Raw genomic sequence first — 25587 nt, forward strand, 5'->3', positions numbered from 1 at the left:
CCCCGTGCGACGGGCCTGCTGCGATATCATGCGGGCGACGGGCAGCGGCCTACTGCGACTGATGGATCACCATCCCGTCGAAGGCGGGGGTGATGTGGTCGGGGGTTTCAGCATCGACGGTGGCATAATCGAGATCGATATGCATGTTGGTCAGAACCGCGCGCTTCGGTTGGAGTTCTTCGATCCACCCAAGCGTCTTTTCCAGATGCGCATGCGTTGGATGAGGCGAGCGGCGCAGGGCATCGATGACAAGGCAGTCCAGCCCTTTCATTTCGGGCCAGGCGTCGTCGTAGATCTCGGCGACATCCGGAAGATAGGCGAGTTGCCCTATGCGGAATCCAAGGGAATCGATCGAACCGTGATTCACTTTGAAAGGACGCAACGGAATCGGGCCGCCGGGGCCGTCGATTTCAAATGGACCGTCGATAGACTTGAGCTCCAGTATTGGAGGATAAGGGGAGCCTTCCGGCTGAATGAACGCGTATCCAAACCGCCCCAACAAGGCGTTCTGGGTGTCGCCATCCGCCCAAACGGGAACGCGGGTTTTCATGTTGAACACGATCATGCGCAAGTCATCGATTCCATGCACATGGTCTGCGTGAGAGTGCGTATAGACGACCCCGTCCAACCGCCCTGTACCTGTATCCAGCAACTGGCTGCGCATATCTGGCGTTGTGTCGATCAGAACCGAGGTTGTCCCATCTGGCCCGTCGCGTTCGACCAGCATCGAACAGCGGCGCCGGATGTTCTTGGGGTTCGCAGGGTCACAATCGCCCCACTGACCGCCCAGCCGCGGCACGCCGCCAGAGGACCCGCAGCCCAGAATTGTAAATCGGAAGCCGGTCATGCGGCGGCCTTGTCTGATGCCGCTTTGGTAAACAGCCGGTCGAAGTTCGCCTGTGTCTGGTCAGCAAAGGCGGCATAGTCCATGCCAAAGATTTCAGCCCCCTTTTGGGCCGTGTGCACAGTATAGGCCGGCTCGTTTCGTTTGCCGCGATAGGGCGGCGGGGCCAGATAGGGCGCGTCAGTTTCCACCAGAATGCGGTCCACCGGGGCGTTTGCGAAGATATCGCGCAACTCCTGGCTTTTGGGAAAGGCTGCGATGCCGGACATGGACAGATAAAACCCCAGCTCCAGCGCGGCCTTGGCCAATTGAGCAGACGATGAGAAGCAGTGCATGACGCAGGAATAGGGTGCGTTGCGATATTCTTCAGCCAGAATGCGGGCCATATCTTCATCAGCTGCGCGGGCGTGAATGATCAGGGGCAGCCCGGTGCGCTGGGCCGCTTCGATATGGATGCGCAGTGACTGTTTCTGCACTTCGGCACTGTCGGCGGTATAGTGGTAGTCCAAGCCGGTTTCACCGATACCGACGAATTTGGGATGCCGTGTCAGGGCGACCAGATCATCGACCGAGGCCAATGGCTCGTCCGCGGCGCTCATCGGATGTGTGCCGGCGGCATAGAAGACCGGCGCGTGGGCTTCGGCAATCGCACGGACGGCGGGTTCGTTGCGCAGTTTGGTGCAGATCGTCACCATCCGGGTCACGCCAGCCTGGGCAGCACGCGCGATGATGTCGTCCAACTGGCCTTCGAAATCCGGGAAGTCCAGATGGCAATGGCTGTCGGTAATCTGGGGGGTGTCGCTCATCTGTTCTGACCGGCAGTTTCCTGTATCTTGAACACCGTATCTAGGACCAGAGCGGCAGGGTCAAGGTTGACTGCCTGACCATGTCGCGCTCGGGCTGTGATCGTTGCGGCGACCTCGGCCCAGCGACGGGCTTGATTTGGCGATGCTGACAGACGCGCCAGTGTTTCACCCTCGTTGGGGGCGGCTTCAGGCAGCGGGGGCGTGCCCGTTGCCCCGGTCAGTGCCAGCCGTGACAGAGCGATGTCGATCAGGGTAAGCAAAAGTTCGAACCGGTCCGCCGCACCGCGCTGTGCTGCCGCTTCGGCCAGGGCCAGCGCGCGCTGGCGGTCCATGCGGGGCAGGGTTCCCAGAATGGCGATCAGTTCGGCATAGATGTCCAGACCACCCAGATTGATCAAACGCACGGCGTCTCCGACTGAACCCGCTGCAAGCGCGGCAAGGTGTTCTGTCTGCGCGGGAATTTCGGTTTCCGTTTGTGACAGGGCGGCTTGCATGTCTTGCGCGTTCAGCGGGCCGAGGCGCAGCGTGCGACAGCGTGAACGGATGGTTGGCAACAGGCGCGAGGGTTGATGCGATACCAGCAAAAGGGTGGTGCGGGCAGGCGGCTCTTCCAGCATTTTCAGCAACGCGTTGGCGGCGCTGACGTTCATGTCGTCTGCTGAATCCACGATCACGACGCGGCGGCCGCCGTCCGCAGAGGACAGGCCAAAAAACTTTCCAAGCTTGCGGATGTCATCCACGACGATCTCACCGCGCAGCCGTCCCTGATCGTTCAGTGACCGGGTTATTGCCGCCAAACCCGGTTCCGCCCCGGCCTGAATGCGATGGGCCACCGGGTGATCGGGATCGATATCGAGCGTCTCGGGCGGAGGCGGCGCGCCGAACAACCCGCCATCCTCGGTCGGCGGAGTGGAAAGCAGAAACCTTGCAATTCGCCAGGCGAGGGTCGCCTTGCCGACACCGCGTGGCCCAGTCAGCAGCCAACCGTGATGCAAACGGTCCGAGGTGTAGGCGGTCAGGAATGCCTGTTCAGCCGCGTCCTGGCCAAAAAGCCGAACGGTTTCGCGCGGATGTGGTGCGCCCTGCACCTGATCCGGAGAAGGGATATCGTCGCTCATCGTCTACCGCAGTGCTGCCTGGACGATTTCTGTCACATCCTGCGCAACGCTGTCCATGTCCCTGTTGCCATCCACGATGTGAAACCTGTCGGGGAACTCATCGGCCAGCGCCAGAAAACCGGCACGCATTTTCTTTTGTAAATCCGGGCCAAAGTCCTCGAAACGTTCTTCGGTGCCTTGTCGCCCCTTGGCGCGTGCCAGGCCCGTTTCGGGGTCCATGTCGATCAGCAGCGTCATGTCCGGTTCGCGCCCGATCATCAGGCTGTGCAACTGATCCACCAGATTTCGCAGGTCACCCCGGGACAAGCCCTGATACATACGTGTGCTGTCAGCAAAGCGGTCGCAGATCACAACCTTCCCTGCCGCCAGAGCCGGCTCGATTGTACGCTCCAAATGGTCGCGGCGGGCTGCTGTGAACAGCAGAATCTCGGTCTCGGCCGACCAGCGATCCGGGTCGCCCTCCAAAACCAAACTGCGAATTTCCTCGGCCCCCGCGGAACCGCCGGGTTCGCGCGTCAGTACCACCTCGTGACCCTGCGCGCGCAGATGTTCCGCCAGCATCCGTGCCTGTGTTGACTTGCCTGAACCGTCAATGCCTTCGAAGGTCAGAAATAACCCCGCTTTCGTCACATCGACTCCAGCGGGTTGTTGATCACGTCTTTCAATACGATACCGCCGACGGTCAGCATGCGCACCACAAACCCGCCAATCGCAACATCTTCGGCTGCCACCAGCGGGCGCCGGATTTCCGGCAGCCCTTCGGGTTTGATAACCAGTTCGGCCAGCTGCTGACCTTTTTTGACGGGCGCGTTGATCGGGCCCTCATAGACCACTTCGGCCTCGACATTCTGAGTGCCCAGAACCGGGAACAGCACATTCAGATCACCTTCGGGAACAAGGCCCACGGTCTTTTTCTCGCCCATCCACAGTTTGGCTTCGGCTATCGGCGTTTCCGCGGTGGCAACTGTCCTCTCGACAAAATTTCGAAACGACCAGTTAACCACGGCCTCAGCCTCCTCTGCCCGTTGGCCGGTGCTGTCGAGCCCCGTCAGCACAAAGATCACACGCCTGTCGCCTTGTTTGGCGGACCCGACAAGGCCATAGCCCGCTTCTTGCGTGTGGCCGGTTTTCAGGCCATCTGCGCCGATATCCAGCCGCAGCAACGGGTTGCGGTTGCGGGCGTTCGAAGGCGCGCGGCCATCGAATTCGAAAACTTCTTCGGCGAAAAGGGGATAGTATTCCGGAAAATCAGTGATCAGCCGGTCTGCAAGAACGGCCAGATCATGAACTGACATCATGTGCCCGGCGGCGGGCCAGCCGTTTGAATTTGCGAAGTTCGAATTGTTCATGCCCATCTGCTTGGCCCGCTGGGTCATGTATCGCGCAAACCCTGCTTCGGTGCCATCCGGGCTGAGCGCTTCGGCAATGACGACGCAGGCGTCATTGCCCGACAAAACGATAATGCCGCGCAGCAGATCTTCGACACGTACGCGATCCTGCGTATTCAGGAACATCGTCGAGCCGCCATAGCTCATCGCGTGTTCCGAAACAGGCAGAGTTTCGTCCAGCGTCAAGCGCCCGTCCCGCAATGCTTCGAACGCAACATAAAGCGTCATGAGCTTGGACATCGACGCAGGCGGCAACGGTTGGTCGGCTTCTTTCGACAGCAGCACGGTACCGGTGGTTTGGTCGATCACGTAAGCCGCGCGGGCGGATGTATCAAAAGCCTGGGCCGGTATCGCCAGAACGGCAAGCCCAAGAGCCAGAACAGATGTTCGTATTGAGGACAGCATGTTAAGCCTCCCTGAATTAGTCGGTTACCGTGAACGCATCTTTGAAGCCAAGGTCTTTCACGTCCTTTTGAAAGGCTTTGCGCTCGGCCCTTGTTGCGGCGGGGCCTACCAGCACGCGCCACACTGTACTATTCGCTGTTTTCAGTTCCCGAACAACCGTAGGCATTCCGTTGCGACGCGCCTTTTGGGCTGCTGACTTGGCGTTTGCCTCAACGCTGAAGGTTCCAATCTGTACATACGGCTTGCTCAAAGACGTCGTCGATGTCGCGGCGGCGGCAACAGGCGTGGCGTCTGACGCATCTATTGCGGCAGCGGCCCCTTCTACCGGGTCCAGCGGTGTTTCGGTGATCGCGGCAGGGTCTTTCTTTTGCCACCATTTCCGCTTGGCAGGTTTTTCGGCAGGGGGCGTGACCGGTGCATCCGACAAAGAGGGCGACGCCACGGCCGCAGCGGCTTCGGCGGCTACGTCTGCGCTGTCGGTCGCTGTATCTGCCGCGGCCACGGCAGTTCCCGCAGCCGCAGCTGTGGGGGCTTTCTTCTGCCACCATTTCCGCTTGGCGGGTTTATCGGCAGGTGCTTCGACCTGATCGTCGGCTGATGTAGGCGTCTCGGCATCTTCGCTTGCGGGCTCGACGTCCTCAGCCGTTTCATCGGATGAACTGGCTGCACCGGCTGCAACCGCAGTCGTACCAGCCGCGGCGGCGGCTGGTTCCTTTTTCTGCCACCACTTCCGTTTGACCGGTTTTTCCGGCTCTGCGGACGCTTGCGTGTCGGAAGCTCCATCAGCAACCGCAGCCGTGGTTTCGGCGGCCGATTCTTCTGCTTCTGGCGCATCTTCCGACGACGGTTCTTCCAGCTTTTCCCGGCGCAGTGCGACGACACTGACTTTTGTCGGCGCCCCCGCAAGCATTCCCAGCTCTTTCGCGGCAGCGGACGAGACCTGAAGCGCAGGCCCGGGCAGGTTGCGCTCGCGCCGGAACAGGGCGCCGGTCACCGATTTGTTGTTGGACGTGTTTTTGATCACGACACGTTCAGGTTGGGACGCATCCGGGTGCGCAACCCATATCCCGCCAAGAGACGGCCGGCCATCCCAAAGCCCTGCTTCGGTTGTCTGAAAAACCTCAGGGGCCTCGACATCACGCTGAGAGCCGGTGGCCACCTCGGGCAGGAGTTCCGTCTTGCCCGAATTGTCTTCCGGTTTTTCAGCCGAGTCAGAAGTTGACAAAACCTCTTCGCATCCGGCCAGTATCGTCAAAGTCAACGCCAGATACGCCAGCCGTTTAGGCCCCGGGCGTGTCTCGATCGCTCGCTTCATCTGCTTTTCCCTTGCCTGAAGGGGTTTCGTTTTCCGAACCCCACTGCCGGTCTGCTGGTTCTGGATGCCAGCCTGTTGCGGTCTTTCCTGCGGATCATAACGTGGCTGAAGTGTCATGGAAAGACCGCTGCACAGGCTTCGGCAAGATTTCCCGATTTCGACTTGCCTCTGGTCGAACTTCGCCTTAGACCCTGCTTTCGACGGGGAGGTGGCAGAGTGGTCGAATGCGGCGGTCTTGAAAACCGTTGGGCGTGAGAGCGTCCCCAGGGTTCGAATCCCTGTCTCCCCGCCATAAAAATGGCAAATCCGACCACACGCTGACCACGTCCCGTATTTTACGAACCTACGGTTTCTTCAGAAAATTCCCATGTCTGGTTCGTGTTCTAGTCCCCGCTTGGTCTGAGCATGCTTTGCGAGTCGCTTTTCGCTGGCACCTTTCGAGTGTTCTTGAGCCATGGAGAAATTTTTTTGTGACCTGTGGTGGACGCAATCTGGTGGTCAGTACATCCAGCCTCGGCCAATTCGCTTGCTGCGCTGTATCGCAGGCAATATCGACATCTACAAAGACCGCCCCGAATGATCACCCGAAATGGGACTGGGGCAGGGGAGGCGGGCAGGCGCCTCAACAATCGACGCGGCCATTCTGTATGCGCAAGCTTGGGCCGTGTCACAAACATCGCGCAGTTAGAACCTCCACGGCGTCGTCAAAGGTTTGGGTGCTCTTCTCGACCCGAGCCGTCAGATGAGCGCCTTCCAGCAAGGCCAATGCCGCGCGTGCTTCTGCTTTCGGATCCTCAACGCCCGTAATCGAATGATCTGTTTTGCCAAGCGCAAAGACATTCTCGATCCACCGGGTCAACATGCGCCGGAACTCGCGGATTTTGTCGGTGACCTCATTTGACAAGCTTTCCCGGCTGATGATCAGCGACACACATAAGCATAGGGTTTTTCCGTCGTTCAAAGCCGCGCGATACAGCGCGATCAGTGCACGCATGCGCGCGCCCGCCGTTTCGCAAGTTTCCTCGATCTCGACGCAGCGTCCGGTAAGCTCGGTATGGTAGCGTGTCATCAAAGCTGCAGAAAGCGCGGCTTTGGTCGGGAAGTGATAGTGGATCGATGCCTTGCGGATGCCCACATCATTGGCAAGGTCGGCATAGCTGAAGCCGTCGAAGCCTTTGCTGCGTACGGCAAATTCGGCAGAATTCAGCAAAGCGGTTTTTGTATCTATTTCCATGCCACGTTCATCCTATTTGCGCTCAACAATGCCGCGGTGTTTTCTGCCGCTTCCAATGCACCTTCCAGATATCCCCCAAATTGCGCGGCTGTTTCGGTGCCACTGAAGATGATCCGGTCTTCCCAGATCCGCGTCATGGCCTTGGGCATGCCGTATTGCGGATGGGCATGTACGGGCTGAAGATCCAGGTTGGTTGCTGTGAAGCGATCAAACGCCCAGTCTTTTAACAAAAGCGCATTGGGGCTGGTCGCCTTGCGCCCGAACAATCGCCCCAGCTGAGCCAGAACCTGCTGCCGCAACGCCCCTTCATCCCGGCGAGCTTGCGCAGGGATGCCGATGAAACCGAACAGCGCGAAGGGACCACCGCTGGCAGGCGACGCGTCGTGGATTTCCACCATGGGACCGCGCCGGCTCATAGCATCCCCTGACAATCCGTCTTTGCGCCAGAACGGAGTGTCATAGACCGCAACTGCTTTGGCCTGACCGGCCATCCAGGTCGCGATGTGCCGCATGGCTGACAACGTGCCATCGGGCAGGGCGGGCTCATAGGTCAACTCGGCCGCGATACGTGGGGGCATGGCAAGTACCACACGGCTTGCCCAAATATGCTGTCCAGATTGCGAGGTGACCCGAACTCCGCCTTTGGTGCGGGCCAAGGCGGTGATCTGCGTGGACAGGTGAATTGCTCCATCCGGCAACCGTGCCGACAGCGCATCCGTCAAAGCAGCGAGCCCCCCGACCAGGCGATAAGACCCTTCCATGGATGAAAACCCGCGGCCCCGCACAACACGGCCCCGTTCATCTTCGAAGCTCAGCGCGCCGGAGCTGAATTGGTCAAACCGGTGCAGGCCCAGTCGGTCTGTCAGCGCTGCGATACGTGGCTGCCCGGGCCAGATCCAAGCCGGACCCATGTCCAGATGGGCGCGCCCCTGAACCTCGGTCAGAATGCGCCCGCCCAGACGGCTGCGCGCCTCAGCAACCAGCACCTCCTGACCCTGATCCACAAGCTGTGTCGCCAGGCCAAGCCCTGAAAGTCCGCCACCGATGATGAGCGTATCAGTGCGCATGGGTCAAACCCCCTCAGTTGAAGGACGCAGGTCCAGATTTTGGGCCCAACTCGACCGGGGTTGTTGCGCCAGGGTTTTGTTCAGACATCGGTTACGCCGCCGGCGGTTGGGCGTAAGGCAGGTGGCCTGTCTTCATCCAGATCTTGGCTCCGTCCGCCCCAGCAACGGCCGTCAGGCTGTGGCCTTCAGGCAGGCGCAGCCAATCGTTTTTGACCAGTTCGTCCCCGCCTTCGGTGACCGACCCGTCGATGATCAGAACCTCGATCCCGCCGGGGGCGTCCGAGCGCAGCGTCGCGCCCGCGTCCAGATGGGCGTAGGTCACGATCTCGCGCGCATCCTCATGCAGGACTGCGGTGGCGATACCGTTTGCGGGTGCGCGCAGCTCATCCACCATGTTTTTGCGAAACTGGGTTCGGTCGTTCAGGTCGAACTGCCAAAGCTTGACGAAGATCGTGCATCCCGGTTCCGACCCCGGTGTGTGTTGCGAGGTTGGCGGGTTGCGCACATAGGTCCCCGCCGGATAGTCACCATGTTCATCCTGAAATATACCGTCAAGGACAATGAACTCCTCGCCACCCGTATGGGTATGGGCAGAGAAATGACTGCCCGGCGCATAACGTACGATAGTGGTGGCCCGTGCGACCTCGCCTCCGATCCTGTCCAGCATCCTGCGATCCACACCCTTCATGGGTGAGGCCTGCCATTCCAGCTGGTCCGAGTGAACGACAACGCGGTCAGAGAAGTCCGAGTTGATTTCCATGGGGTCAGTTCTCTTCCTTGATTGCAGCAAGGATGACTATCTACCAGTAGGTAGGCAAATGCCAACTGAAATGTTGGTATAGGCGACACCTTACACAGAGTGTTGAACGGTTTCTTGTCAGTGTGGCTTGGTTCCACGGTTAGGTGACGCAATTGCCGGGAAGAAGTGCCACGCCTTTTTTGGGGGCGGGTGCGATACGCAAGATCAGGCGCATTAAGTATCTGAATGATATTAATTGCTTCGTGCGAAAGGACAGCTTCACCACCCGTTTCGAAACTGGTTGTGCCTTCTGCACGGGGCATTTCGGTGCTCAAGAAACCAGCGGGTATTTTCGGATTCTGAGGTTTCGGAGGGGCAATGTTGAATTGCAGGAAGTCGAAACAAACTTGCGAAAATACCGCATTCAAGAGGTATAAAAACGTATTCCTTGAAGGGCAGCGCATCCGCATGCTTCACTTTTGGAGCCATGTAAGCCTGTGATTTTGCTGGCCCAAAAAAACCCGAAAGGCACGGCCTTTCCACACAAAAAAAACTTAGCGCACCACTACCCGAGAGGGTGAGAAAAACAAGCGCGGAAACGACCCAACACGGAGATATCAGATGAAAAAAACTGCAACGCTACTTGGAAGCGCGTCTTTCGCGATTGCCGGGCCGGTCATGGCCGCGGATATCGTGATCGGTGTGCCCAACTGGGCCTCGGTGAACGCCACGGCACATATTCTTGAGGTCGTGATCGAAGAGAACCTCGGCCTGGACGTGGAATTGCAAAACGGCACCAACCCGATTGTCTTCGAGGCCATGGACAGCGGTTCGATGCATGTCCATCCGGAAGTGTGGATGCCCAATCAGCAAAACCTTCACGATACCTATGTCAAGGAAAACGGCACCGTCGTCATGAACCAAAACCCGGTTCAGGCGGAACAGGGCATGTGCGTGCCGACCTATATCGCGGAACAGTACGACATCAAATCGATCGATGACCTGAGCGACCCCGACAAGGTTGCGATTTTCGATACCGATGGCAACGGAACACCCGAGGTATGGATCGGTGCGCCGGGTTGGGCGTCGACCGTTGTCGAGAAGATCCGGGCCAAGTCCTATGGCTATGACCAGATCTTCGATTTGACGGAATACGAGGAAACCATCGCCTATGCCAATCTGGCAAATGCGACCAAAGCGGGCGACCCGTGGATCGGGTTTTGCTACAGCCCCCACTATATCTTCGTGACACAGGATTTGACGGTTCTGGAAGAACCGCCTCATGATCCGGCCACCTGGACAATCGTTCAGCCCACGGATGATCCAGATTGGTTGTCCAAGTCCGAGGCGTCCTCGGCCTGGAACGGAGCAACGCTTCACTTGCACTACGCCAAGGAACTGGAAGAGAGCTATCCCGAAGTGGCCGCCCTGTTCAGCAACTACCAGATGACAGGCGACGATCTGAGCGCGATGGGTAAGGCGCTGGCCGTCGACAACATCGAAGCTGCGGATTTCGCCAAGGAATGGGTGGCTGCGAATGAAGACACCGTCATCGGCTGGCTGACCAACTAAATCACCACTCTTTGGGCCGTCGCGCAAAACCGCGGCGGCCTTTTTCTGTCGGGCAGGGCATCGCCCTGTGGGAGATAAATGGACGAACCTGTCGTAAAATTAGAAAACGTTTGGAAGATCTTCGGCTCGCGTGCCGAAGAGGCAATGGAAGCGGTCAGAAACGAAGGCATAGGCAAGCCGGAGGTTCTGGAGCGGTTCAACTGTGTTGTCGGCGTTCAGGGCGCCACGTTCGAAGTGCCGAGGGGTGAGATTTTCTGTATCATGGGGCTGTCCGGCTCGGGCAAGTCCACATTGGTGCGACATGTGAATCGATTGATCGAACCCACGGCGGGTCGGATCGAGATTCTGGGTCACGATGTTTCGAAACTGTCGGAATCCGAGTTGCGCCGCATTCGCGCCCAGCAAATCGGGATGGTCTTTCAGCATATGGCGCTGATGCCGCATCGTTCCGTGCGCGATAACGTGGCCTATCCATTGGAGATCCGAAAGGTGTCCAAGTCAAAGCGCTGGGCCGTCTCGGATCACGCGCTGAGCCTGGTGAATCTGACAGGTTACGAGGACCGCCTGCCCAAAGAGCTTTCGGGCGGGATGCAGCAACGCGTGGGGATCGCGCGGGCGCTGGCTTCGGACCCGGAAATCCTGTTGATGGATGAACCTTTCTCTGCTCTGGATCCGCTGATCCGCCTGCAATTGCAGGACCAGTTCAAAGCACTTGTGGCGCAGCTCAAAAAGACCACGCTGTTCATCACCCACGATCTGGACGAGGCCATTCGGATCGGCCACCGGATTGCGATCATGAAGGATGGCGTCATCGTACAGATCGGAACCCCCGAAGACATCGTCATGAACCCGTCCGACGATTACGTGCGCGAATTCGTTCAGGGCATCTCAAAGCTCAAACTGGTTAAGGCGCATTCCATCATGGAGCCGTTGGACAGTTATTCAGGGTCACTTGACGGTGCGCCCCGAGCCGACGAGGGCGCGGATCTGGATCAACTGATCGACCTGGCCGTGAATTCTGATCTGCCGGTCGTCATCACGGATGCGGGTATCGATGTGGGTGTCGTGACCAAGCCGCGCCTGTTGCGCGGTATCCAGGGGGGCAAAAATGACTGATGCAGCAACAGAGATGAAAGTAACGGCCGCCTCTGATATCGAGGTCGATCGCGAGGCCTTGGACCTTTCCATCAAAGAGTTCGCGGGTCCGAACGGTGACTACTATGTCAATGCGTTCCACAAGATTCATGATGCGACCAGCGCGATTCCCAACACGTTCAACACGTGGGCCGCGGTGCTGGGGCCATTCTGGTCTGCGTCACGCGCCATTTGGGGCATGTTCTGGACCTTTCTGATCCTTGAGATCATCGCGTGGGTCCAGATCGGCAGGGGCGCGTGGGGCAATCCCGGCGCGGATTTCGCCGAGCGCGCTGCGCGTCAGCAGGAACGTGCGGCCGAACTGTTGGCGCGCGCAGCGGATGCCACGGAACAGGCCGATATCGATCGTTTCACCAAACTGGCCGAGAACATACAAAAAGCAGCGGCCACAAGTCTGGAAAGGGCCGCCGCTGCTCAGTCCGAGGCGGCAGGAATCCTGATTACCGGGTTGTTGATGTTGCTGGTATTCAAATTGGTTCAAGGGTTCTATGCCGACCGCGTCTATGAAAAACAGTACTCGAACTGGCGTATCGATCCGGACAGCACGGAAAGCGGGCGTTCGACCCGTAATATTGTCATGGGTGCGATCCTTGTCGCAGCAATCGGACCTTTGATTGTGTACAAGTTCACCGTGAACGCATCCCTTCCATTGTTGGACGCGTTCCCGGAACAGCAAGTGTCTGCGATATTTCTTGGCGAAGGCAACGGCACGCTGTTTTCGAGCCTGGCAAACTGGATGGAGGCCAGGATTGATGCCGCGGCGGCGGCAGGCGGCGACATCTTTGATGGGATCGTGGCGGGCGTGCGATCGGTGCTTGATGCGTTGACGATTGCACTGATCGGGTCGCCCTGGCCGGTGGTCATGCTGGTCATCTGTGTGACGGCCTGGCGTGCGGCAGGACCAAGGGTTGCCATCTTCACCGCGTCTTCTCTGGCTTATATCGCATTGCTGGGGTATTGGGACGTGGCGATGGAAACGGTGGCTCTGGTCGGTGCGGCGGTGCTGCTGTGCGTCGTCTTCGGCATTCCACTGGGTATCTGGTTCGGCAAATCGCAGCGCGCGTATCGCGCGGCGGAACCGGTCCTGGACCTGATGCAGACGCTTCCCGCCTTCGTCTACCTGATCCCGATCATCGCCTTCTTCGGCACCGGCAACCCGCCGGGGATTCTGGCCACCATCATCTTTGGCATGCCGCCGGTGATCCGCCTGACGGCACTGGGAATGCGGGGCGTGCCTGAAAGCATCAAAGAAGCTGCCGTCGCCTTTGGCGCGTCGAAATGGCAACTGTTGAAGGATGTTGAAATCCCGCTGGCGCTGCCATCGATCATGACCGGTGTGAACCAGACGATCCTGATGTGCCTGTCCATGGTCGTGATCATCTCACTGATTGGCGGGGGCGGTTTGGGCAAGGAAATCCTCGAGGCGCTGCAATACGCGGCCAAGGGGCCGGGCCTGCTGGGGGGCTTTGCGATCCTGTTCCTTGCCATGGTCATGGACCGGATCGTGCAGGGCGCGTTCCGACGAGAAGACGAAAAACTCTGAACGCAAACGCCCCCGGTTCTGATCGAGGGCGCTTTTCTTTGATCCGAGGAAACCATGACAGATCCGTATGAACAATCGATGATGGACAACCTGTATTGGTGGGGCGTGCCCACACTGTTCCGGTGTCCCAATGTCGGGCCCGAAGGGCAGGATATCGCACTGGCGGGCGTGCCGCATTCGACGGGCAACGGCACGACCGAAAGGGACCAGCACCTGGGACCACGCGCGTTGCGGCATGTCTCGGCAGTACAACGCAGGGTGCATTCGGTCTTTGAAATTGATCCCTGGCAGAGTGCGCGGATCGCGGATGTTGGTGATGTGCCTTTTCCAAAGGCCAACGACAACGAAGATTGCATCGAACGCATCACTGAATTCTACAAGACCATAGACACGGCCGGAGCGCGCCCCGTTTCCGTCGGAGGCGACCATTCCATCACCGGTGGCATTGTTCAGGCCCTGGGTGGCGGCAAGCTTGCAGGCGGGCAGCCGGTCAGCTTTCTGCATCTGGACGCGCATACGGACGTCTTCACCAAGGTTGATCACTTTCTGGGGGCCAAGAAATCCGCGGCTCACTGGGGGGCCTATCTGGCTGATCAGGGGCAGGTGGATCCAACCCGGTCGATGCAGATCGGTCTGCGCGGCCATCCACGCAGTCTGGACTGGCTGCAACCGTCTTACGATTACGGGTACAATATCGTCACCATGCGAGAGTTCCGACAGCGCGGATTGCAGGACGTCGTGGCGCAGACCAAAGAGGTTTTGGGTGACCGCCCGGTTTACATCACCTTCGATCTGGATTGTCTTGACCCAACCGTCGCGCCGGCCGTGTCAAATCTGGAACCGGGTGAGAAGGGGTTTGACATCGATGAGGCGGTCGGCATCCTGCGTGCGGCGCGCGGTTTGAACATCATCGGCGGCGATGTCGTCTGCATGATGCCCACCAAGGACAACCCCAACAACATCACCGCGCTGACGGCGGCGGCCGTGATGTTCGAGATGATTTCGATGATTGCCGAGAACGTCGCGCGGGCCTAGCGCCGCGCGTCGATCGCCTGTGCCAGAACGCAAAGCAGCTCGAACATCAGCGAGATGCCAAGCCACGCCGTTCCACCTTGGGGGTCGAATGGCGGCGACACTTCGACAAGATCGGCGCCAACAAGGTTCAGGCCGGACATCCTGCGAATGACCTGCTGGGCCCGAAAGCTGTTGGGCCCGCCGATTTCAGGTGTTCCCGTGCCGGGGGCGTAAGTTGGATCGACAAAGTCGATGTCATAGGTGCAATAGGTCGGCTGCATGCCGACGATATCGCGTACCTCGTTCATGACGTCGTCTATGCCCCGGTCGAACAGCTCTTCGACGCGAATGATGCGGATGCCCTGCGCCTCGCCCCATTCGATATCTTCAGTGTTGTAGGCCGTGCCACGGATTCCGACTTGTACAAAACGCTTCGGGTCCACCATCCCTTCCTCGACCGCACGGCGGAACGGGGTGCCGTGGGTGAATTTGTGACCTCCGAAATAAGTGTCGAACAAGTCGGTGTGACTGTCGAACTGGATCAGACCAACCGGACCCGAAGCGGCCAGGGCTCGCAGGACGGGCAGGGTGGTCAGGTGATCTCCTCCGGCGGTCAATGGTGTGATGTTGCGGGTTCGAAGATCAGTGTAGAAACGCGTGACCCGATCCAGCGTGTCTTCTATGTCGACGGGATTGGGGGCGACGTCTCCTAGATCTGCGCAGTTCACCATTGAAAACGGTGCCACACCCGTAACCGGGTTCATCGCCCTGATCATCGTGGAATAATCTCTTAATTGCCGCGGACCATGCCGGGCGCCGGGGCGATTGGTGGTTCCGCCGTCCCAAGGGATACCGACGATGCCCAGTTCGACTTCCGAGATACGTTCGTGCGCCAGATCCAACATGGGCAGGCGCATGAATGCGGGTATGCCGGCAAATCGGGCCAGTTCCATGGCGGATACCGGTTGAAAAAATGAATCGGCCATGATGCCCCATCCTCTGCAAGTTTCCTCAGCGACCCTAACGGTTCAGGACCAGGCAGGAAATGCCCGCGGCTCTTCAAGACAGGATATGAAAACGCCGGCGGATTTCGGCGTCTTGTTCCGGGGTGAGATATTCGGGGTAATGCGTGCGCAACACCTCTTGAGCGGCGCGCCGTGCGGATGACCACGCATCCATCGCGCCATCGGTTTGCCAGGTGCGGGGCTCCTGACGATCGGCGAGTTTCGGATAGAAATAGTCTCGTTCCATGGCTTCATAGGTTTGCTCGCTGCCCAGAAAATGCCCATCGCCCAAAACCGAATGGCATATGGCGTCAAAGCCAAGATTGGCTTCGGTGACCTCGATCCCGCGCAAGACGCGATACGTGTGCGAGTGCATTTCGTTGTCGAGAACGAAGGCCTCGAAGCTGACCCCGAGCAGAGATGCCGTCATGCCCGAGCTTTCATAGATCAGATTGCCTCCTGCAAGCGCTGCCGCCAGCGATGTGATGCCTTTTTCTGCCCCATGCTGGGCGTCGATGGCCTTGGCATCCGCCATCGAGGCGGCCACACCCGACGGCAAACCCAGCCAGTTCGTGATTTGCGCCGACGCCGCATTCAGGATTGCGGTCTCACCGCTGCCCCCTGCGAAAGAGCCGGTCCTGAGATCCACGATGAAGGGCCAGTTGGAAAAGATCATCGGAAAGCCGGGTTTGATCGCATTGACCATCACGAGACTGGCCAGCGTTTCGGCCAGTGACTGCGCCAGAAATCCGGCCAGAGTTGCCGGGGCGGTTGCGCCCGCCTGCGCGGCCGTGATGCAGGACATCGGCATGTTATGGGCGATGCATTCATAAACCACATCCACTGCATCCTCGCCGTATCGCATTGGTGAAATGATCGGACTTATATGCGCTTTCAGGAAGGGGCGTTTGGCGAATTCCCCGACCCCTCCGGCGACGATGTCCAGCATCTCGACGATCGGGCCGACATGTTCCGCCAACGTGAAAGACGTCGCCATTGGCTTGGTTGTGTTGCGTACCAAAGCGTAAACGGTGTTGACGTCCAGATCGAACACATCCGAGACATCGGTTGCCACGCAGCATCGGGTGAACCAACTGACATTGGCCAGCGTGTCCTGTAGCCGGGTGAAGTCATGCAGATCGGCCAGGGTGGAGGGGCGATAAAGCCCACTGTTGATATCAAGGGTCTGAACCGCAGCACCGCCGGTGCCAAAATACACGCGGTCGCCACCCACCTCGATGGATCGTTTTTCATCCCGGCCATGAAAGGTAAAGCTCTTCGCGGCCGAGGCGATGGCCTGTTTCACCATTGAACGGGGAAAAACCAGCCGGTTCTGTTCCCGATCCTGGGCACCCGCCGCTCTGAGGTCGATCGCCAGCCTGTCCGGCACGTCTCCCATCCCCAGCTTTTCCAGCAAACGCAGCGCCGTGTCATAGATCTTCTCGATTTCCAAAAGGCTCAAGGGCTTGAATGCCCCGCCTTTCTGACCGGGGGGGCAAGGATCAATGACGGGTTTGGCCGCACGCTGAGCATGCCGTGCTTTGCGTCCGCTTCGTTTGATGCTGTCGGATGGCATGTGTTTTCGTCACCTAGTGTTTTCCTGCACCGTAGGACCCAAGTTGTCCCGGTATCAAAGAAGAAGTGCCGTTTTCAGAATCCGAAATCGCGGTTTCGATTTTCCGGCACCCGTATCTGCCCTGTTGTCTGCGCATCCCGTTATTCAGCAAGACTGGTGCCGAAGTTGAAGGAGCAATGCCATGAAGTCGCGTACCAGAGCCGTTGTGATAGGGGGCGGGATCGCCGGATGTTCGACGCTCTACCACCTGACCCGGGAAGGGTGGACCGACGTGGTTTTGGTCGAACGGAATGAACTGACCTCGGGCACGACTTGGCATTCGGCGGCGCAGGTCACCAATTTCGGCATGAACCAGACGATCGTCGGCCTGAAATCGCATTCGATCCGTCTGTACAAGGAGCTGGCTGACGATCCGGATTACCCGATCAACTATCATCACGCAGACGGTGGGATCCGTCTGGCCAACACCGAAGGGCAGATGCAGGGCTATCGTCACTTTGCGTCCATGGCGCGGGGGATGGACGTACATTTCGAGGTGATAGACGCGGATGAATGTGCCCGGAGACACCCGTTGATTTCGACCGACAATCTCATCGGTGGGCTTTGGGATCCGCTGGACGGCGACATCGATCCGGCGCAATTGTGCCAGTCCCTTGCGCGCCGGGCACGCAAGGCGGGCGCCGAGGTGTATCGAAATACGCCGGTGACCGCGCTGACACAGCACAGCGATGACACCTGGACCGTGCATACCGAGCACGGGGATATCGACTGTGATGTCGTCGTCAACGCCTGCGGCTACAGGGTCAACGAGGTCGGCGCCATGATGGGTGTTCATCATCCCGTGTCGTCCATGGAACATCAGTATTTCCTGACCGAAGAAATCGAGGCCATCCGGGATGCCGGACACCGGATGCCGCTGCTGCGCTGCCCGATCAGCGATTACTATTGCCGGCAGGAAAAGAACGGCCTGTTGCTAGGGTTCTACGAGCAGGGGTGCAAAACCTGGGGTATGGACGGGATTGATCCGAACTTCGTGAACGCATTGTGCCCGGATGATCTGGACCGCGTGACCGATGTGCTGGAAGGGGCCTTTGCGCGCATGCCCGCCTTGATGGAAGTTGGTATTCACACCGTGGTCAACGGACCGATCACCTATACCATTGATGGTGCCCCATTGGTCGGTCCGATTCCGGGCAAGCGCAACGCGTACTGCATCATTGGACTGCGGGCCGGGCTGGGTGAAGGTGGCGGTCACGGGTGGTTGCTGGCACAGCAAATCGTGCATGGCGAGGCATGTTATGACACGTGGTGCCTCGACCCGCGGAGGTTTTCGGGTCATGCCAATGTGGAACTCACCGCGCTCAAGGCGATTGAAGATTATCAGAACGAATTCAGGTTCCACTTTCCGCATGAACATCGCCCCGCGGGCCGACCCGCCAAAACGACCCCTCTGACGCCTGTTCTGGCATCCGAAGGGGCCGAGTTCACTGTGGTCAACGGATGGGAAAGGGTGGACTATTTCAAACCCGATCCCGATTTCTCGCCAACGCTCAGTTTCGATTTTGACGAAACCTTCGATTTGGTGGCCGCCGAAGTCGAAAGCATTCGAACCGGCGTCGGGCTTGCAGAGGTAAACGGGTTCAACCGTATCGAGATCACGGGACTGGACAGGCACGCATTCCTGGATCGGTTGTTTTGCGGGCTTGTTCCTCGGCGTGAGGGGCGTGTCGGGTTGGGATACCTGTTGAACGACCAGGGTATGATCAAGGCAGAAGCGACGATTGCCAATCTGCCCGCCAGCCACAGGGGTCCGGCCCGCGTTTGGTATGGTTCCGCGGCGGCAAGCGAGTTTCACGACATGGATTGGTTGCGCCTGCATCTGCGCAGCGATGAGGACGTTCAGTTGCGCAGTCTGACAAATGATCAAACCATTCTGGTTCTGGCTGGCCCGAAGTCGCGTTCTGTCTTGTCAGCCTGCGCCAGAGGAGATTGGTCGGCAGATGCGTTCCCGTGGCTCAGCGTGCGCGAGTGCTTTGTCGGTATTGCTCCGGCGACGGTCATGAACCTGAGTTACTCGGGCGAGCTGGCCTATGAAATCCATGTTCCAAATGCCTCGCTCTATGCGGCCTATCTTGCCTTGCGCGAGGTCGGCGAAACGTACGGGTTGAAACTGTTCGGTGCCAGGGCCGTTGAATCCATGCGCATGGAGAAGAGCTTTTTGCACTGGAAAGCCGATCTGATCACCGAATTTGATCCTTTTGAAACCGGGCTGGATCGGTTTGTCCGACTGGACAAGGGCGTCTTCGTGGGGCGTGATGCCCTGTTGAGACGGAAGTCCGAAGGACAACGACGCAAGCTGGTCCCCTTGCGCATCGATTCAACCCTTGGCCCGGCGCATCCCGGCGCATCACTGATGCAGGATGACACTGTCGTTGGCACCATCACGTCGGGCGAATGGGGGTATCGCACGGAGCTGAATCTGGCGCACGCTTTCATTCATCCGTCCCTGGCGCAGCTTGGCCGCGAAATGGAGCTGGACAGCTGCGGGAAACGAATTGGTGCGACGGTTATCAGCCCAAGCCCGTACGACCCGGATTTTATGCGGATGAAAGCCTAGAATCGACCGTTTCGATCAACTTCTTCATTGCCGCATGGGCAAAACTTTGCTTCGCTAGTTTCGAACAAATCGAAACAATGGTCGGTTGCCGTGTCCAAATCTCTGAGTCTTCGATGGCTGGAAGTGTTTCAGTTGATCGCCAAATCCGGATCGATTCAGCAAGTCGCATCAGAAACAGACTTGTCGATCAGCACGGTTTCGAACCACCTGCGCAGCCTTGAACGCGCGTTGGGGATTGAATTGGTCGACCATGGGCGTCGCCCGATGGGCCTGACGCCGGCGGGCGAGGTGTTTGCCCGCTATGTGCGTGAGGGTCTGACTGTGCTGAAGCGCGGTGAGGCTGAGATACGAACGGGAAACTGGCAGCATGCGACGGATCTGCGGCTGGCTTTGATCGATGACTTCGACAACCAGATCGCGCCCGACCTTGTTCGTTTTCTGGCGCAGGCTCTGCCGCGGTGCAATTTCCGCCATTTCACGCGCCCAAGCCACGAAATTCTTGCCAAACTTCAGGAACACAAGCTTGACGTGGGCGTCGCCACACGACCGCTGGGTCGTACCGAGGGGCTGATCGAATACCCGTTGATGAGAGACCCCTTCATCGTCGTGGTTCCCAACAAGTTCGAAGGATCCCCGGACGAGCTGTTCAACCCGGATGCCGATTTGCCATTGTTGAGGTATTCGCGTGACTATGTGATCGGCAAGCAGATTGAAACTCAACTGGCCCGAAGCAAGTTCAGCCTGCCCAACCGGTTTGAACTGGAGTGCAACCAATCCATCATCGGCCTGGTCGCGCAGGGCAGTGGCTGGGCAATCACGACCGCGGCGTGCTTTCACCGAACGCAGAGGTTTCACAACAGCGTAAAGGCCATGCCCTTTCCCGGCAGCAACTTCGTTCGCACAGTGTCGCTGTTTACAACCGAAGTATACCCGGCAACGACGTCGGAGCTGATCCAGAAGGCCATGAGCAAATTGATACGTCAGCATTTCACAAGACCGATGTGTGCCCGGCACAATTGGCTGAAGAATGAGTTCCGCACCATGGAGATAGAGGGCGTCTAGCCCAATCTGACCGGGTTGCCGAACAGCTGGTGGTTGAGGACGAATGCTCGCAGGGCTTTGACTGGGCAGGCCGTGCAGGTGTTTCGGAAAACCGGGCCGATGTTCAAATTGCGGTCTGCGCTGGTTCGGGTTCTTTCTGACGGGGTGTCGAATTCGTCTCGCCTCGGGCTCAAAGCGCTTTTAGTCTCTGAACGACAGGCAATCACGTCAACAGGAAGCCAAATGAGCTGGATCAGAACCATCCCCTTCGAGCAAGCCACAGGCAGGCTGAAGAAACTCTATGACCGCGTCACGGGCCCGGGCAACAATGTGGACAATATCATGATGGCGCATTCGTTGCGCCCGCATTCGATGGAAGGGCACATGGCGATCTACAAGGCGGTGCTGCATCACTCGGGCAACAAGACACCGAAATGGTTTCTTGAGGTGCTGGGCGTGTGGGTCAGCTCTCTGAACCGATGCGGATATTGCGTCGAACACCATTTCGCAGGGTTGCAGCGGTTGCTGGCCAACGAAGAACGGGGAAACGCGATCCGGGCGGCGATCGAAGCCCGCGATCCGGCGGCCGCGCCATTGGATGCAGCGCAGGTGGCGGCCATGACCTATGCGCGCAAACTGACCGAGGATCCGGGCGATCTGGTCGAAGCGGATGTGATCGCGCTGCGCACGGCAGGGTGGGATGATGGAGAAATCCTCGAGATCAATCAGGTCTGTTCCTACTTCTCTTATGCGAACCGCACGGTTCTGGGGCTGGGATGCTCGACGGAAGGCGACGAATTGGGTCTGTCGCCCAACAACTCTGACAACCCTGACGATTGGGGGCATAGATGAAACCTGAAACAAGGGGATCAGCGATCCGGTGCGCCAAACGGGCGCCAGCTTTGGCCATGTTGGCCGAGGTCGATTAGACGATCCTATTGAGGATTCAGGCAAGGGCCGCTCGGGCATAGCTTGAAAAACGACGTTTGTATCGGACCCTTGTATCCAGTGCGGAATTTGTGGGTTTTTGAGGCATCAATTTGACCCCAATCAAAGCGCATCCATGGCCTCTCTGCTAGCTCCTTTCCGGGACAACAGAAAAGGAAAGATTTCATGGAAGCCATTGCTCGGGTCGAAACAAATTCAACTCAGGTCAAGACCGGGCCGACGCCGGTTGCAGACGTCGCAGAGCCCAGCCCTGAAAAGATCCGGCAGGCGTTTGAAAGCGGCAAGTACCCCTATGGCCGCAAGATGGCGCGGTCGGTGTACGAAGAACAGAAGGCCAAGCTTCAGGCAGAGTTGCTGAAGGTTCAGTTGTGGGCGCAGGAAACCGGGCAGCGTTTCGTTCTGCTGTTCGAAGGGCGCGATGCTGCCGGCAAGGGCGGTACGATAAAGCGCTTCATGGAGCACCTCAATCCACGTCAGGCCCGAGTCGTGGCCTTGAATAAACCCACTTGGGAAGAAAAGGGGCAGTGGTATTACCAGCGCTATATTCAGGAACTGCCAACAGTTGGCGAAATGGTGTTCTACGACCGGTCCTGGTACAACCGCGCCGGTGTCGAGCGGGTGATGGGCTTCTGCTCTCCCAATGAATATCTGGAATTCATGCGGCAGACGCCAGAGTTGGAGCGGATGCTGGTACGTTCGGGCATCCAGCTTTACAAATACTGGTTCTCAGTCACGCAGGAAGAACAGCAGCGTCGTTTCAAAAGTCGCGAGACGGATCCTCTGAAACAGTGGAAATTGTCACCGATTGACAAGGCCAGCCTCAGCAAGTGGGACGATTATACCGAAGCAAAAGAGGCCATGTTCTTTTACACCGATACCGCGGACGCGCCGTGGACGATCATCAAGTCGAATGACAAGAAACGCGCGCGGCTGAATTGTATGCGCCATTTCCTGTCGACGCTGGACTATCCGGGCAAGGATCACGACACTGTGGGTGAGCCCGATCCGTTGATCGTGGGGCAGGCGCATCACGTGATTCACCGCTCCGAGCATATTCTGGGTACAGCACTGCATCCGGACGCTCGTTAATCACGCCGGTGCCCGCCTGGACCGTGCAAGCGGGCACCGAAGTATCATGTTGACATTTTAGCGATCATCTCTTGTCTCGCGCCAAGCCCGCGCATATGGCTGGTGCGATGACAAAAGTGATGACATATCCGGCCCACTTTCGGGCAATTGCCGTGCTTGGCCTGCCGTTGATCGGTGGCCACCTGGCGCAGTTTGCCATCGGCCTGACCGATACCGTCATGCTGGGCTGGTACGGGGTCGAGGCGCTGGCGGCGGTTACCCTGGCCAGCAGCTATTATTTCGTTCTGTTTTTGTTTGGTGCGGGGTTTGGCTGGGCCGTCATGCCGATGGTTGCCACCGCAGCGGCAGAAGGGGACGAAACCAGCATTCGCCGCTCGACCCGCATGGGGCTGTGGTTGTCACTGCTATACGCTGCGGTGGTCATGCCGTTGTTGTGGTGGTCCTATCCGATCCTGATCGCCATGAAACAAGAGCCGCATATCGCTGAAACCGCATCGGAATATTTGCGCGTTGCCGGTTGGGGGTTGTTTCCGGCGCTCATCGTGATGGTGTTGAAGTCCTACCTTGCGGCCCTGGAGCGAACCCAGATCGTGCTGTGGATCACGGTTACGGCGGCGGTAGTGAACGGGCTTACCAACTATGCGCTGATTTTTGGCAACTGGGGCGCGCCGGAACTGGGTGTGATGGGCGCTGCGATCGCTTCGATCGCGACGCAGGTCGTTTCACTGGTCGCGGTTGTCGTCTATGTGGTCCGGACCTTGCCGGAACACAGCCTGTTCCAGCGCTTCTGGCGTCCGGATTGGGAAATGTTCATCAGCGTGTGGAAACTGGGCGTGCCCATTGGCCTGACTACCCTGGCCGAGGTGTCGCTGTTTGCAACATCCGCCGTGATGATGGGCTGGCTGGGTCAGGTCCCGCTGGCCGCGCACGGGATCGCCCTGAATCTGGCGTCGGCCACATTCATGGTGCACCTGGGGCTGTCAAATGCGGCCACCATCCGGGCCGGCAACGCGTTGGGCCGCCGGGACAAGGCGCATCTGGAAAAAGGTGCGATTGCCGTGACGGGCATGTCGCTGGTCATGTCCGTCGTGACCGTCATCCTGTTCCTGACATATGCCGAGCCGCTGATTTCCCTGTTCATGGAGGCCGATGATCCGCAGCGCGGACAAATTCTGGCTATCGGGACAGGATTGCTGGCCATGGCTGCGCTGTTCCAACTGGTCGACGGGGCGCAGGTGATTGCGCTGGGACTGCTGCGTGGTTTGCAGGATGCCAAGATACCGATGGTTATGGCGGCGCTCAGCTATTGGGTGGTGGGAATTCCGGCGTCCTACTATTTCGGCTTCGTCCGTCAGATGGACGGCATCGGCGTCTGGCTGGGGCTGGTGCTTGGCCTGGCTTTCGCGGCAGTGCTGCTGATGGCCCGGTTCTGGATGCATTCGGTGCGGCAGATGCAGGCGCCGGCAGAACCTGCCTAGTCTTTGCTCAACCGGTCGGCCTTTTTCCGAACCAGAACCGTGCGCAGATCGTGCATCGCCATCAGTAACCTGTCGGTTACATCCTCAAGCTGTTCATCGCTTGCCTTGGACTGCGCCCATTGCGTTGTCAGATTCAGATAGTCGACAGCGCGGTGAATGTCGTCGATGTCGCGCTGGGCCAGTATGGCCCGGCGCTCGTCCATCCATTGGGCGATCTCTGCCTGATCCCGTTCGGACAAAACCCGTTGCCCGTGCGGCTTGACCTCACCGTTGCGGATGTTGATGACGGCGATCTGGTCCATCTCGATCCGGCGCTGGCGGTTTTCCGTATCGATCCGAAACACCGCGGCCCCGTTTTCACGGATGCGAAAATAGTATTCGGGCAGGTCGGCAGACATGTTTACCTCAGAGACGCACAAAAGCGCTGTACACGAGCGCAGGCTTCGGTCAGGGCTGCATCGGACGTCGCATAGCTGACCCGGAAGTTGGGTGACAGGCCGAAGGCCGCGCCAAACACGACGGCGACATCCGCCTCTTCCAGCAGGGCCGTGGCAAAGGCTTCATCGTTTTCGATGACGGTTCCCGCGGGTGTCGTTTTGCCAATCAGCCCGGCGATCGAGGGGTAGACATAAAACGCGCCCTCGGGTGTCGGGCAGGTTATGCCGTCAATCTCGTCCAACATGCGCACCACCAGATCACGGCGGCGTTTGAACGTTTCATTGTTCGGGGCCAGAAAATCTTGTGTTCCGTTCAGCGCTTCCACCGCCGCCCACTGGCTGATCGAGCAGGGGTTCGAGGTGGATTGCGACTGGATCTTGCGCATCGCCGAGATGAGTTCGACCGGTCCGGCCGCATAACCGATGCGCCAGCCGGTCATGGCGTAGGCTTTCGAAACACCGTTGCAGGTGAGCGTCCTGTCATACAGGCCGGGCTCCACCTCGGCAGGCGTGCAGAATTCAAACCCGTCATAAGCCAGGTGTTCATACATGTCGTCCGACATGATCCAGACATGCGGATGGCGCATCAGAACATCGGTGAGGGCCTTGAGCTCATCCCGGCTGTACCCTGCGCCTGTCGGGTTCGAGGGCGAGTTGAAGATGAACCACTTTGTCCTTGGGGTGATGGCGGCTTCCAGTTGTTCTGCCGTCAGCTTGAAGCTGTTGGCCAGCGTCGTTTCAACAACAACAGGCTTTCCACCTGCCAGCAAAACCATGTCGGGGTAGCTTACCCAATATGGCGCGGGGATGATCACCTCATCACCATCATTCATTGTTGCCATCAAGGCGTTGTACAGCGTCTGCTTGCCGCCCGTTCCAACCGAGATCTGCGCGGGCGTGTAGTCAAGCCCATGATCGCGCTTCATCTTGGCGCAAACCGCCTGCTTCAGTTCCGGAATGCCGTCCGGTGCGGTGTACTTGGTTTTTCCGGCTGCAATCGCTGCAACAGCGGCGTCCTTGATGTTTTGGGGGGTGTCGAAATCCGGCTCACCCGCGCTCAGGCCGATCACGTCGCGCCCGGCAACTTTCAACTCGGCGGCCTTGGCTGTCATGGCGATCGTGGGCGATGGTTTGACGCGTGACAGTGTCGCAGACAGGAAACTCATGGATGGCCTCGGTTTGTATGTTCAACCCGAC

22 protein-coding genes and 1 tRNA gene are annotated in these 25587 nt (G+C 58.7%); 10 read left to right on the forward strand and 13 right to left on the reverse strand.

The window, feature by feature from the left end:
• Positions 1-49 precede the first annotated feature (49 nt).
• From GS611_RS01480 to GS611_RS21280, 6 genes are read right to left on the reverse strand one after another with little or no spacing between them, the layout of a single operon-like run.
• Complete coding sequence (locus GS611_RS01480; RefSeq protein ID WP_171631213.1) at positions 50-847, reverse strand: MBL fold metallo-hydrolase; 798 nt, start codon at positions 845-847, stop codon at positions 50-52.
• The gene (locus tag GS611_RS01485) at positions 844-1650 is read right to left on the reverse strand and encodes a TatD family hydrolase (RefSeq protein ID WP_171631215.1); all 807 of its coding nucleotides are present in this window, start codon (positions 1648-1650) and stop codon (positions 844-846) included. The genes GS611_RS01480 and GS611_RS01485 overlap by 4 nt, the downstream gene beginning before the upstream one ends.
• Positions 1647-2768 carry a DNA polymerase III subunit delta' gene (locus tag GS611_RS01490; RefSeq protein WP_171631217.1) on the reverse strand — a complete coding sequence of 374 codons (1122 nt, stop codon included), beginning with the start codon at positions 2766-2768 and terminating at the stop codon, positions 1647-1649. Before GS611_RS01490 ends, GS611_RS01485 begins: the two co-directional genes overlap by 4 nt.
• A 3-nt stretch (positions 2769-2771) precedes the next feature.
• Positions 2772-3398, reverse strand: coding sequence for a dTMP kinase (gene tmk / locus GS611_RS01495; RefSeq protein ID WP_171631219.1), 627 nt, complete (start codon positions 3396-3398; stop codon positions 2772-2774).
• Complete coding sequence (locus GS611_RS01500; protein WP_171631222.1) at positions 3395-4561, reverse strand: D-alanyl-D-alanine carboxypeptidase family protein; 1167 nt, start codon at positions 4559-4561, stop codon at positions 3395-3397. Before GS611_RS01500 ends, tmk begins: the two co-directional genes overlap by 4 nt.
• A 16-nt stretch (positions 4562-4577) precedes the next feature.
• On the reverse strand, positions 4578-5876 hold the full coding sequence (locus GS611_RS21280; RefSeq protein WP_171631224.1) for an SPOR domain-containing protein: 1299 nt from the start codon (positions 5874-5876) through the stop codon (positions 4578-4580).
• Positions 5877-6078: 202 nt separating this feature from the next.
• Here GS611_RS21280 and GS611_RS01510 point away from each other — a divergent pair.
• Positions 6079-6168, forward strand: a tRNA-Ser gene (locus tag GS611_RS01510).
• Between the two features lie 375 nt (positions 6169-6543).
• Here GS611_RS01510 and GS611_RS01515 read toward each other — a convergent pair.
• From GS611_RS01515 to GS611_RS01525, 3 genes are all read right to left on the reverse strand, one after another.
• Positions 6544-7110 (reverse strand): TetR/AcrR family transcriptional regulator, encoded by a 567-nt coding sequence (locus GS611_RS01515; RefSeq protein WP_171631227.1) that lies wholly within the window; start codon positions 7108-7110, stop codon positions 6544-6546.
• A complete protein-coding gene (locus GS611_RS01520) occupies positions 7101-8177 on the reverse strand; it encodes an NAD(P)/FAD-dependent oxidoreductase (RefSeq protein ID WP_171631230.1) in 1077 nt (358 codons plus the stop codon). Before GS611_RS01520 ends, GS611_RS01515 begins: the two co-directional genes overlap by 10 nt.
• A gap of 91 nt (positions 8178-8268) precedes the next feature.
• Positions 8269-8937 carry a cupin domain-containing protein gene (locus GS611_RS01525; protein WP_171631232.1) on the reverse strand — a complete coding sequence of 223 codons (669 nt, stop codon included), beginning with the start codon at positions 8935-8937 and terminating at the stop codon, positions 8269-8271.
• Between the two features lie 600 nt (positions 8938-9537).
• Here GS611_RS01525 and GS611_RS01530 point away from each other — a divergent pair.
• The 4 genes from GS611_RS01530 to GS611_RS01545 all read left to right on the forward strand — a co-directional run bounded on the left by GS611_RS01530 (position 9538) and on the right by GS611_RS01545 (position 14221).
• A complete protein-coding gene (locus tag GS611_RS01530; protein ID WP_253283232.1) occupies positions 9538-10488 on the forward strand; it encodes a glycine betaine ABC transporter substrate-binding protein in 951 nt (316 codons plus the stop codon).
• Positions 10489-10566: 78 nt separating this feature from the next.
• Complete coding sequence (locus GS611_RS01535) at positions 10567-11604, forward strand: glycine betaine/L-proline ABC transporter ATP-binding protein (protein ID WP_171631234.1); 1038 nt, start codon at positions 10567-10569, stop codon at positions 11602-11604.
• Positions 11597-13186: a proline/glycine betaine ABC transporter permease gene (locus GS611_RS01540; RefSeq protein ID WP_171631236.1), complete on the forward strand. Its 1590-nt coding sequence runs from the start codon at positions 11597-11599 to the stop codon at positions 13184-13186. The genes GS611_RS01535 and GS611_RS01540 overlap by 8 nt, the downstream gene beginning before the upstream one ends.
• Positions 13187-13240: 54 nt before the next feature.
• Complete coding sequence (locus tag GS611_RS01545) at positions 13241-14221, forward strand: arginase family protein (protein ID WP_171631238.1); 981 nt, start codon at positions 13241-13243, stop codon at positions 14219-14221.
• Here GS611_RS01545 and GS611_RS01550 read toward each other — a convergent pair.
• Entirely contained in the window at positions 14218-15186 is a 969-nt protein-coding gene (locus GS611_RS01550) for an agmatinase (RefSeq protein WP_171631240.1), read from the reverse strand. The two genes, GS611_RS01545 and GS611_RS01550, sit on opposite strands and share 4 nt — an antisense overlap.
• Before the next feature lie 73 nt (positions 15187-15259).
• Entirely contained in the window at positions 15260-16780 is a 1521-nt protein-coding gene (locus GS611_RS01555; protein ID WP_171631242.1) for a trimethylamine methyltransferase family protein, read from the reverse strand.
• A gap of 181 nt (positions 16781-16961) precedes the next feature.
• Between GS611_RS01555 and GS611_RS01560 the strand changes: the two genes are divergently transcribed.
• The 5 genes from GS611_RS01560 to GS611_RS01580 all read left to right on the forward strand — a co-directional run bounded on the left by GS611_RS01560 (position 16962) and on the right by GS611_RS01580 (position 23953).
• A complete protein-coding gene (locus GS611_RS01560) occupies positions 16962-19397 on the forward strand; it encodes an FAD-dependent oxidoreductase (RefSeq protein WP_171631244.1) in 2436 nt (811 codons plus the stop codon).
• A gap of 90 nt (positions 19398-19487) precedes the next feature.
• Positions 19488-20459: a LysR family transcriptional regulator gene (locus GS611_RS01565; RefSeq protein WP_171631246.1), complete on the forward strand. Its 972-nt coding sequence runs from the start codon at positions 19488-19490 to the stop codon at positions 20457-20459.
• 222 nt (positions 20460-20681) lie between these two features.
• Entirely contained in the window at positions 20682-21290 is a 609-nt protein-coding gene (locus GS611_RS01570) for a carboxymuconolactone decarboxylase family protein (RefSeq protein WP_171631249.1), read from the forward strand.
• A 261-nt stretch (positions 21291-21551) separates the two neighbouring features.
• The gene (gene ppk2 / locus GS611_RS01575) at positions 21552-22475 is read left to right on the forward strand and encodes a polyphosphate kinase 2 (RefSeq protein WP_171631251.1); all 924 of its coding nucleotides are present in this window, start codon (positions 21552-21554) and stop codon (positions 22473-22475) included.
• Positions 22476-22594: 119 nt separating this feature from the next.
• On the forward strand, positions 22595-23953 hold the full coding sequence (locus tag GS611_RS01580; RefSeq protein WP_371732210.1) for an MATE family efflux transporter: 1359 nt from the start codon (positions 22595-22597) through the stop codon (positions 23951-23953).
• Here GS611_RS01580 and GS611_RS01585 read toward each other — a convergent pair.
• Positions 23950-24351, reverse strand: coding sequence for a hypothetical protein (locus GS611_RS01585; RefSeq protein WP_171631253.1), 402 nt, complete (start codon positions 24349-24351; stop codon positions 23950-23952). The two genes, GS611_RS01580 and GS611_RS01585, sit on opposite strands and share 4 nt — an antisense overlap.
• A gap of 2 nt (positions 24352-24353) precedes the next feature.
• Positions 24354-25556, reverse strand: a complete 1203-nt coding sequence (locus tag GS611_RS01590; protein ID WP_171631255.1) for a pyridoxal phosphate-dependent aminotransferase — start codon at positions 25554-25556, stop codon at positions 24354-24356.
• Between the last annotated feature and the right edge of the window lie 31 nt (positions 25557-25587).

Source organism: Ruegeria sp. HKCCD6119, assembly GCF_013110585.1.
GTDB lineage: Bacteria > Pseudomonadota > Alphaproteobacteria > Rhodobacterales > Rhodobacteraceae > Ruegeria.

Bases quoted from the DNA above. Each gene is read 5' to 3' on its own strand.
- GS611_RS01480 (WP_171631213.1), bottom strand. From the start codon at position 847: ATGACCGGCTTCCGATTTACAATTCTGGGCTGCGGGTCCTCTGGCGGC.
- GS611_RS01485 (WP_171631215.1), bottom strand. From the start codon at position 1,650: ATGAGCGACACCCCCCAGATTACCGACAGCCATTGCCATCTGGACTTC.
- GS611_RS01490 (WP_171631217.1), bottom strand. From the start codon at position 2,768: ATGAGCGACGATATCCCTTCTCCGGATCAGGTGCAGGGCGCACCACAT.
- GS611_RS01500 (WP_171631222.1), bottom strand. From the start codon at position 4,561: ATGCTGTCCTCAATACGAACATCTGTTCTGGCTCTTGGGCTTGCCGTT.
- GS611_RS21280 (WP_171631224.1), bottom strand. From the start codon at position 5,876: ATGAAGCGAGCGATCGAGACACGCCCGGGGCCTAAACGGCTGGCGTAT.
- GS611_RS01515 (WP_171631227.1), bottom strand. From the start codon at position 7,110: ATGGAAATAGATACAAAAACCGCTTTGCTGAATTCTGCCGAATTTGCC.
- GS611_RS01520 (WP_171631230.1), bottom strand. From the start codon at position 8,177: ATGCGCACTGATACGCTCATCATCGGTGGCGGACTTTCAGGGCTTGGC.
- GS611_RS01525 (WP_171631232.1), bottom strand. From the start codon at position 8,937: ATGGAAATCAACTCGGACTTCTCTGACCGCGTTGTCGTTCACTCGGAC.
- GS611_RS01530 (WP_253283232.1), top strand. From the start codon at position 9,538: ATGAAAAAAACTGCAACGCTACTTGGAAGCGCGTCTTTCGCGATTGCC.
- GS611_RS01535 (WP_171631234.1), top strand. From the start codon at position 10,567: ATGGACGAACCTGTCGTAAAATTAGAAAACGTTTGGAAGATCTTCGGC.
- GS611_RS01540 (WP_171631236.1), top strand. From the start codon at position 11,597: ATGACTGATGCAGCAACAGAGATGAAAGTAACGGCCGCCTCTGATATC.
- GS611_RS01545 (WP_171631238.1), top strand. From the start codon at position 13,241: ATGACAGATCCGTATGAACAATCGATGATGGACAACCTGTATTGGTGG.
- GS611_RS01550 (WP_171631240.1), bottom strand. From the start codon at position 15,186: ATGGCCGATTCATTTTTTCAACCGGTATCCGCCATGGAACTGGCCCGA.
- GS611_RS01555 (WP_171631242.1), bottom strand. From the start codon at position 16,780: ATGCCATCCGACAGCATCAAACGAAGCGGACGCAAAGCACGGCATGCT.
- GS611_RS01560 (WP_171631244.1), top strand. From the start codon at position 16,962: ATGAAGTCGCGTACCAGAGCCGTTGTGATAGGGGGCGGGATCGCCGGA.
- GS611_RS01570 (WP_171631249.1), top strand. From the start codon at position 20,682: ATGAGCTGGATCAGAACCATCCCCTTCGAGCAAGCCACAGGCAGGCTG.
- ppk2 (WP_171631251.1), top strand. From the start codon at position 21,552: ATGGAAGCCATTGCTCGGGTCGAAACAAATTCAACTCAGGTCAAGACC.
- GS611_RS01580 (WP_371732210.1), top strand. From the start codon at position 22,595: ATGACATATCCGGCCCACTTTCGGGCAATTGCCGTGCTTGGCCTGCCG.
- GS611_RS01585 (WP_171631253.1), bottom strand. From the start codon at position 24,351: ATGTCTGCCGACCTGCCCGAATACTATTTTCGCATCCGTGAAAACGGG.
- GS611_RS01590 (WP_171631255.1), bottom strand. From the start codon at position 25,556: ATGAGTTTCCTGTCTGCGACACTGTCACGCGTCAAACCATCGCCCACG.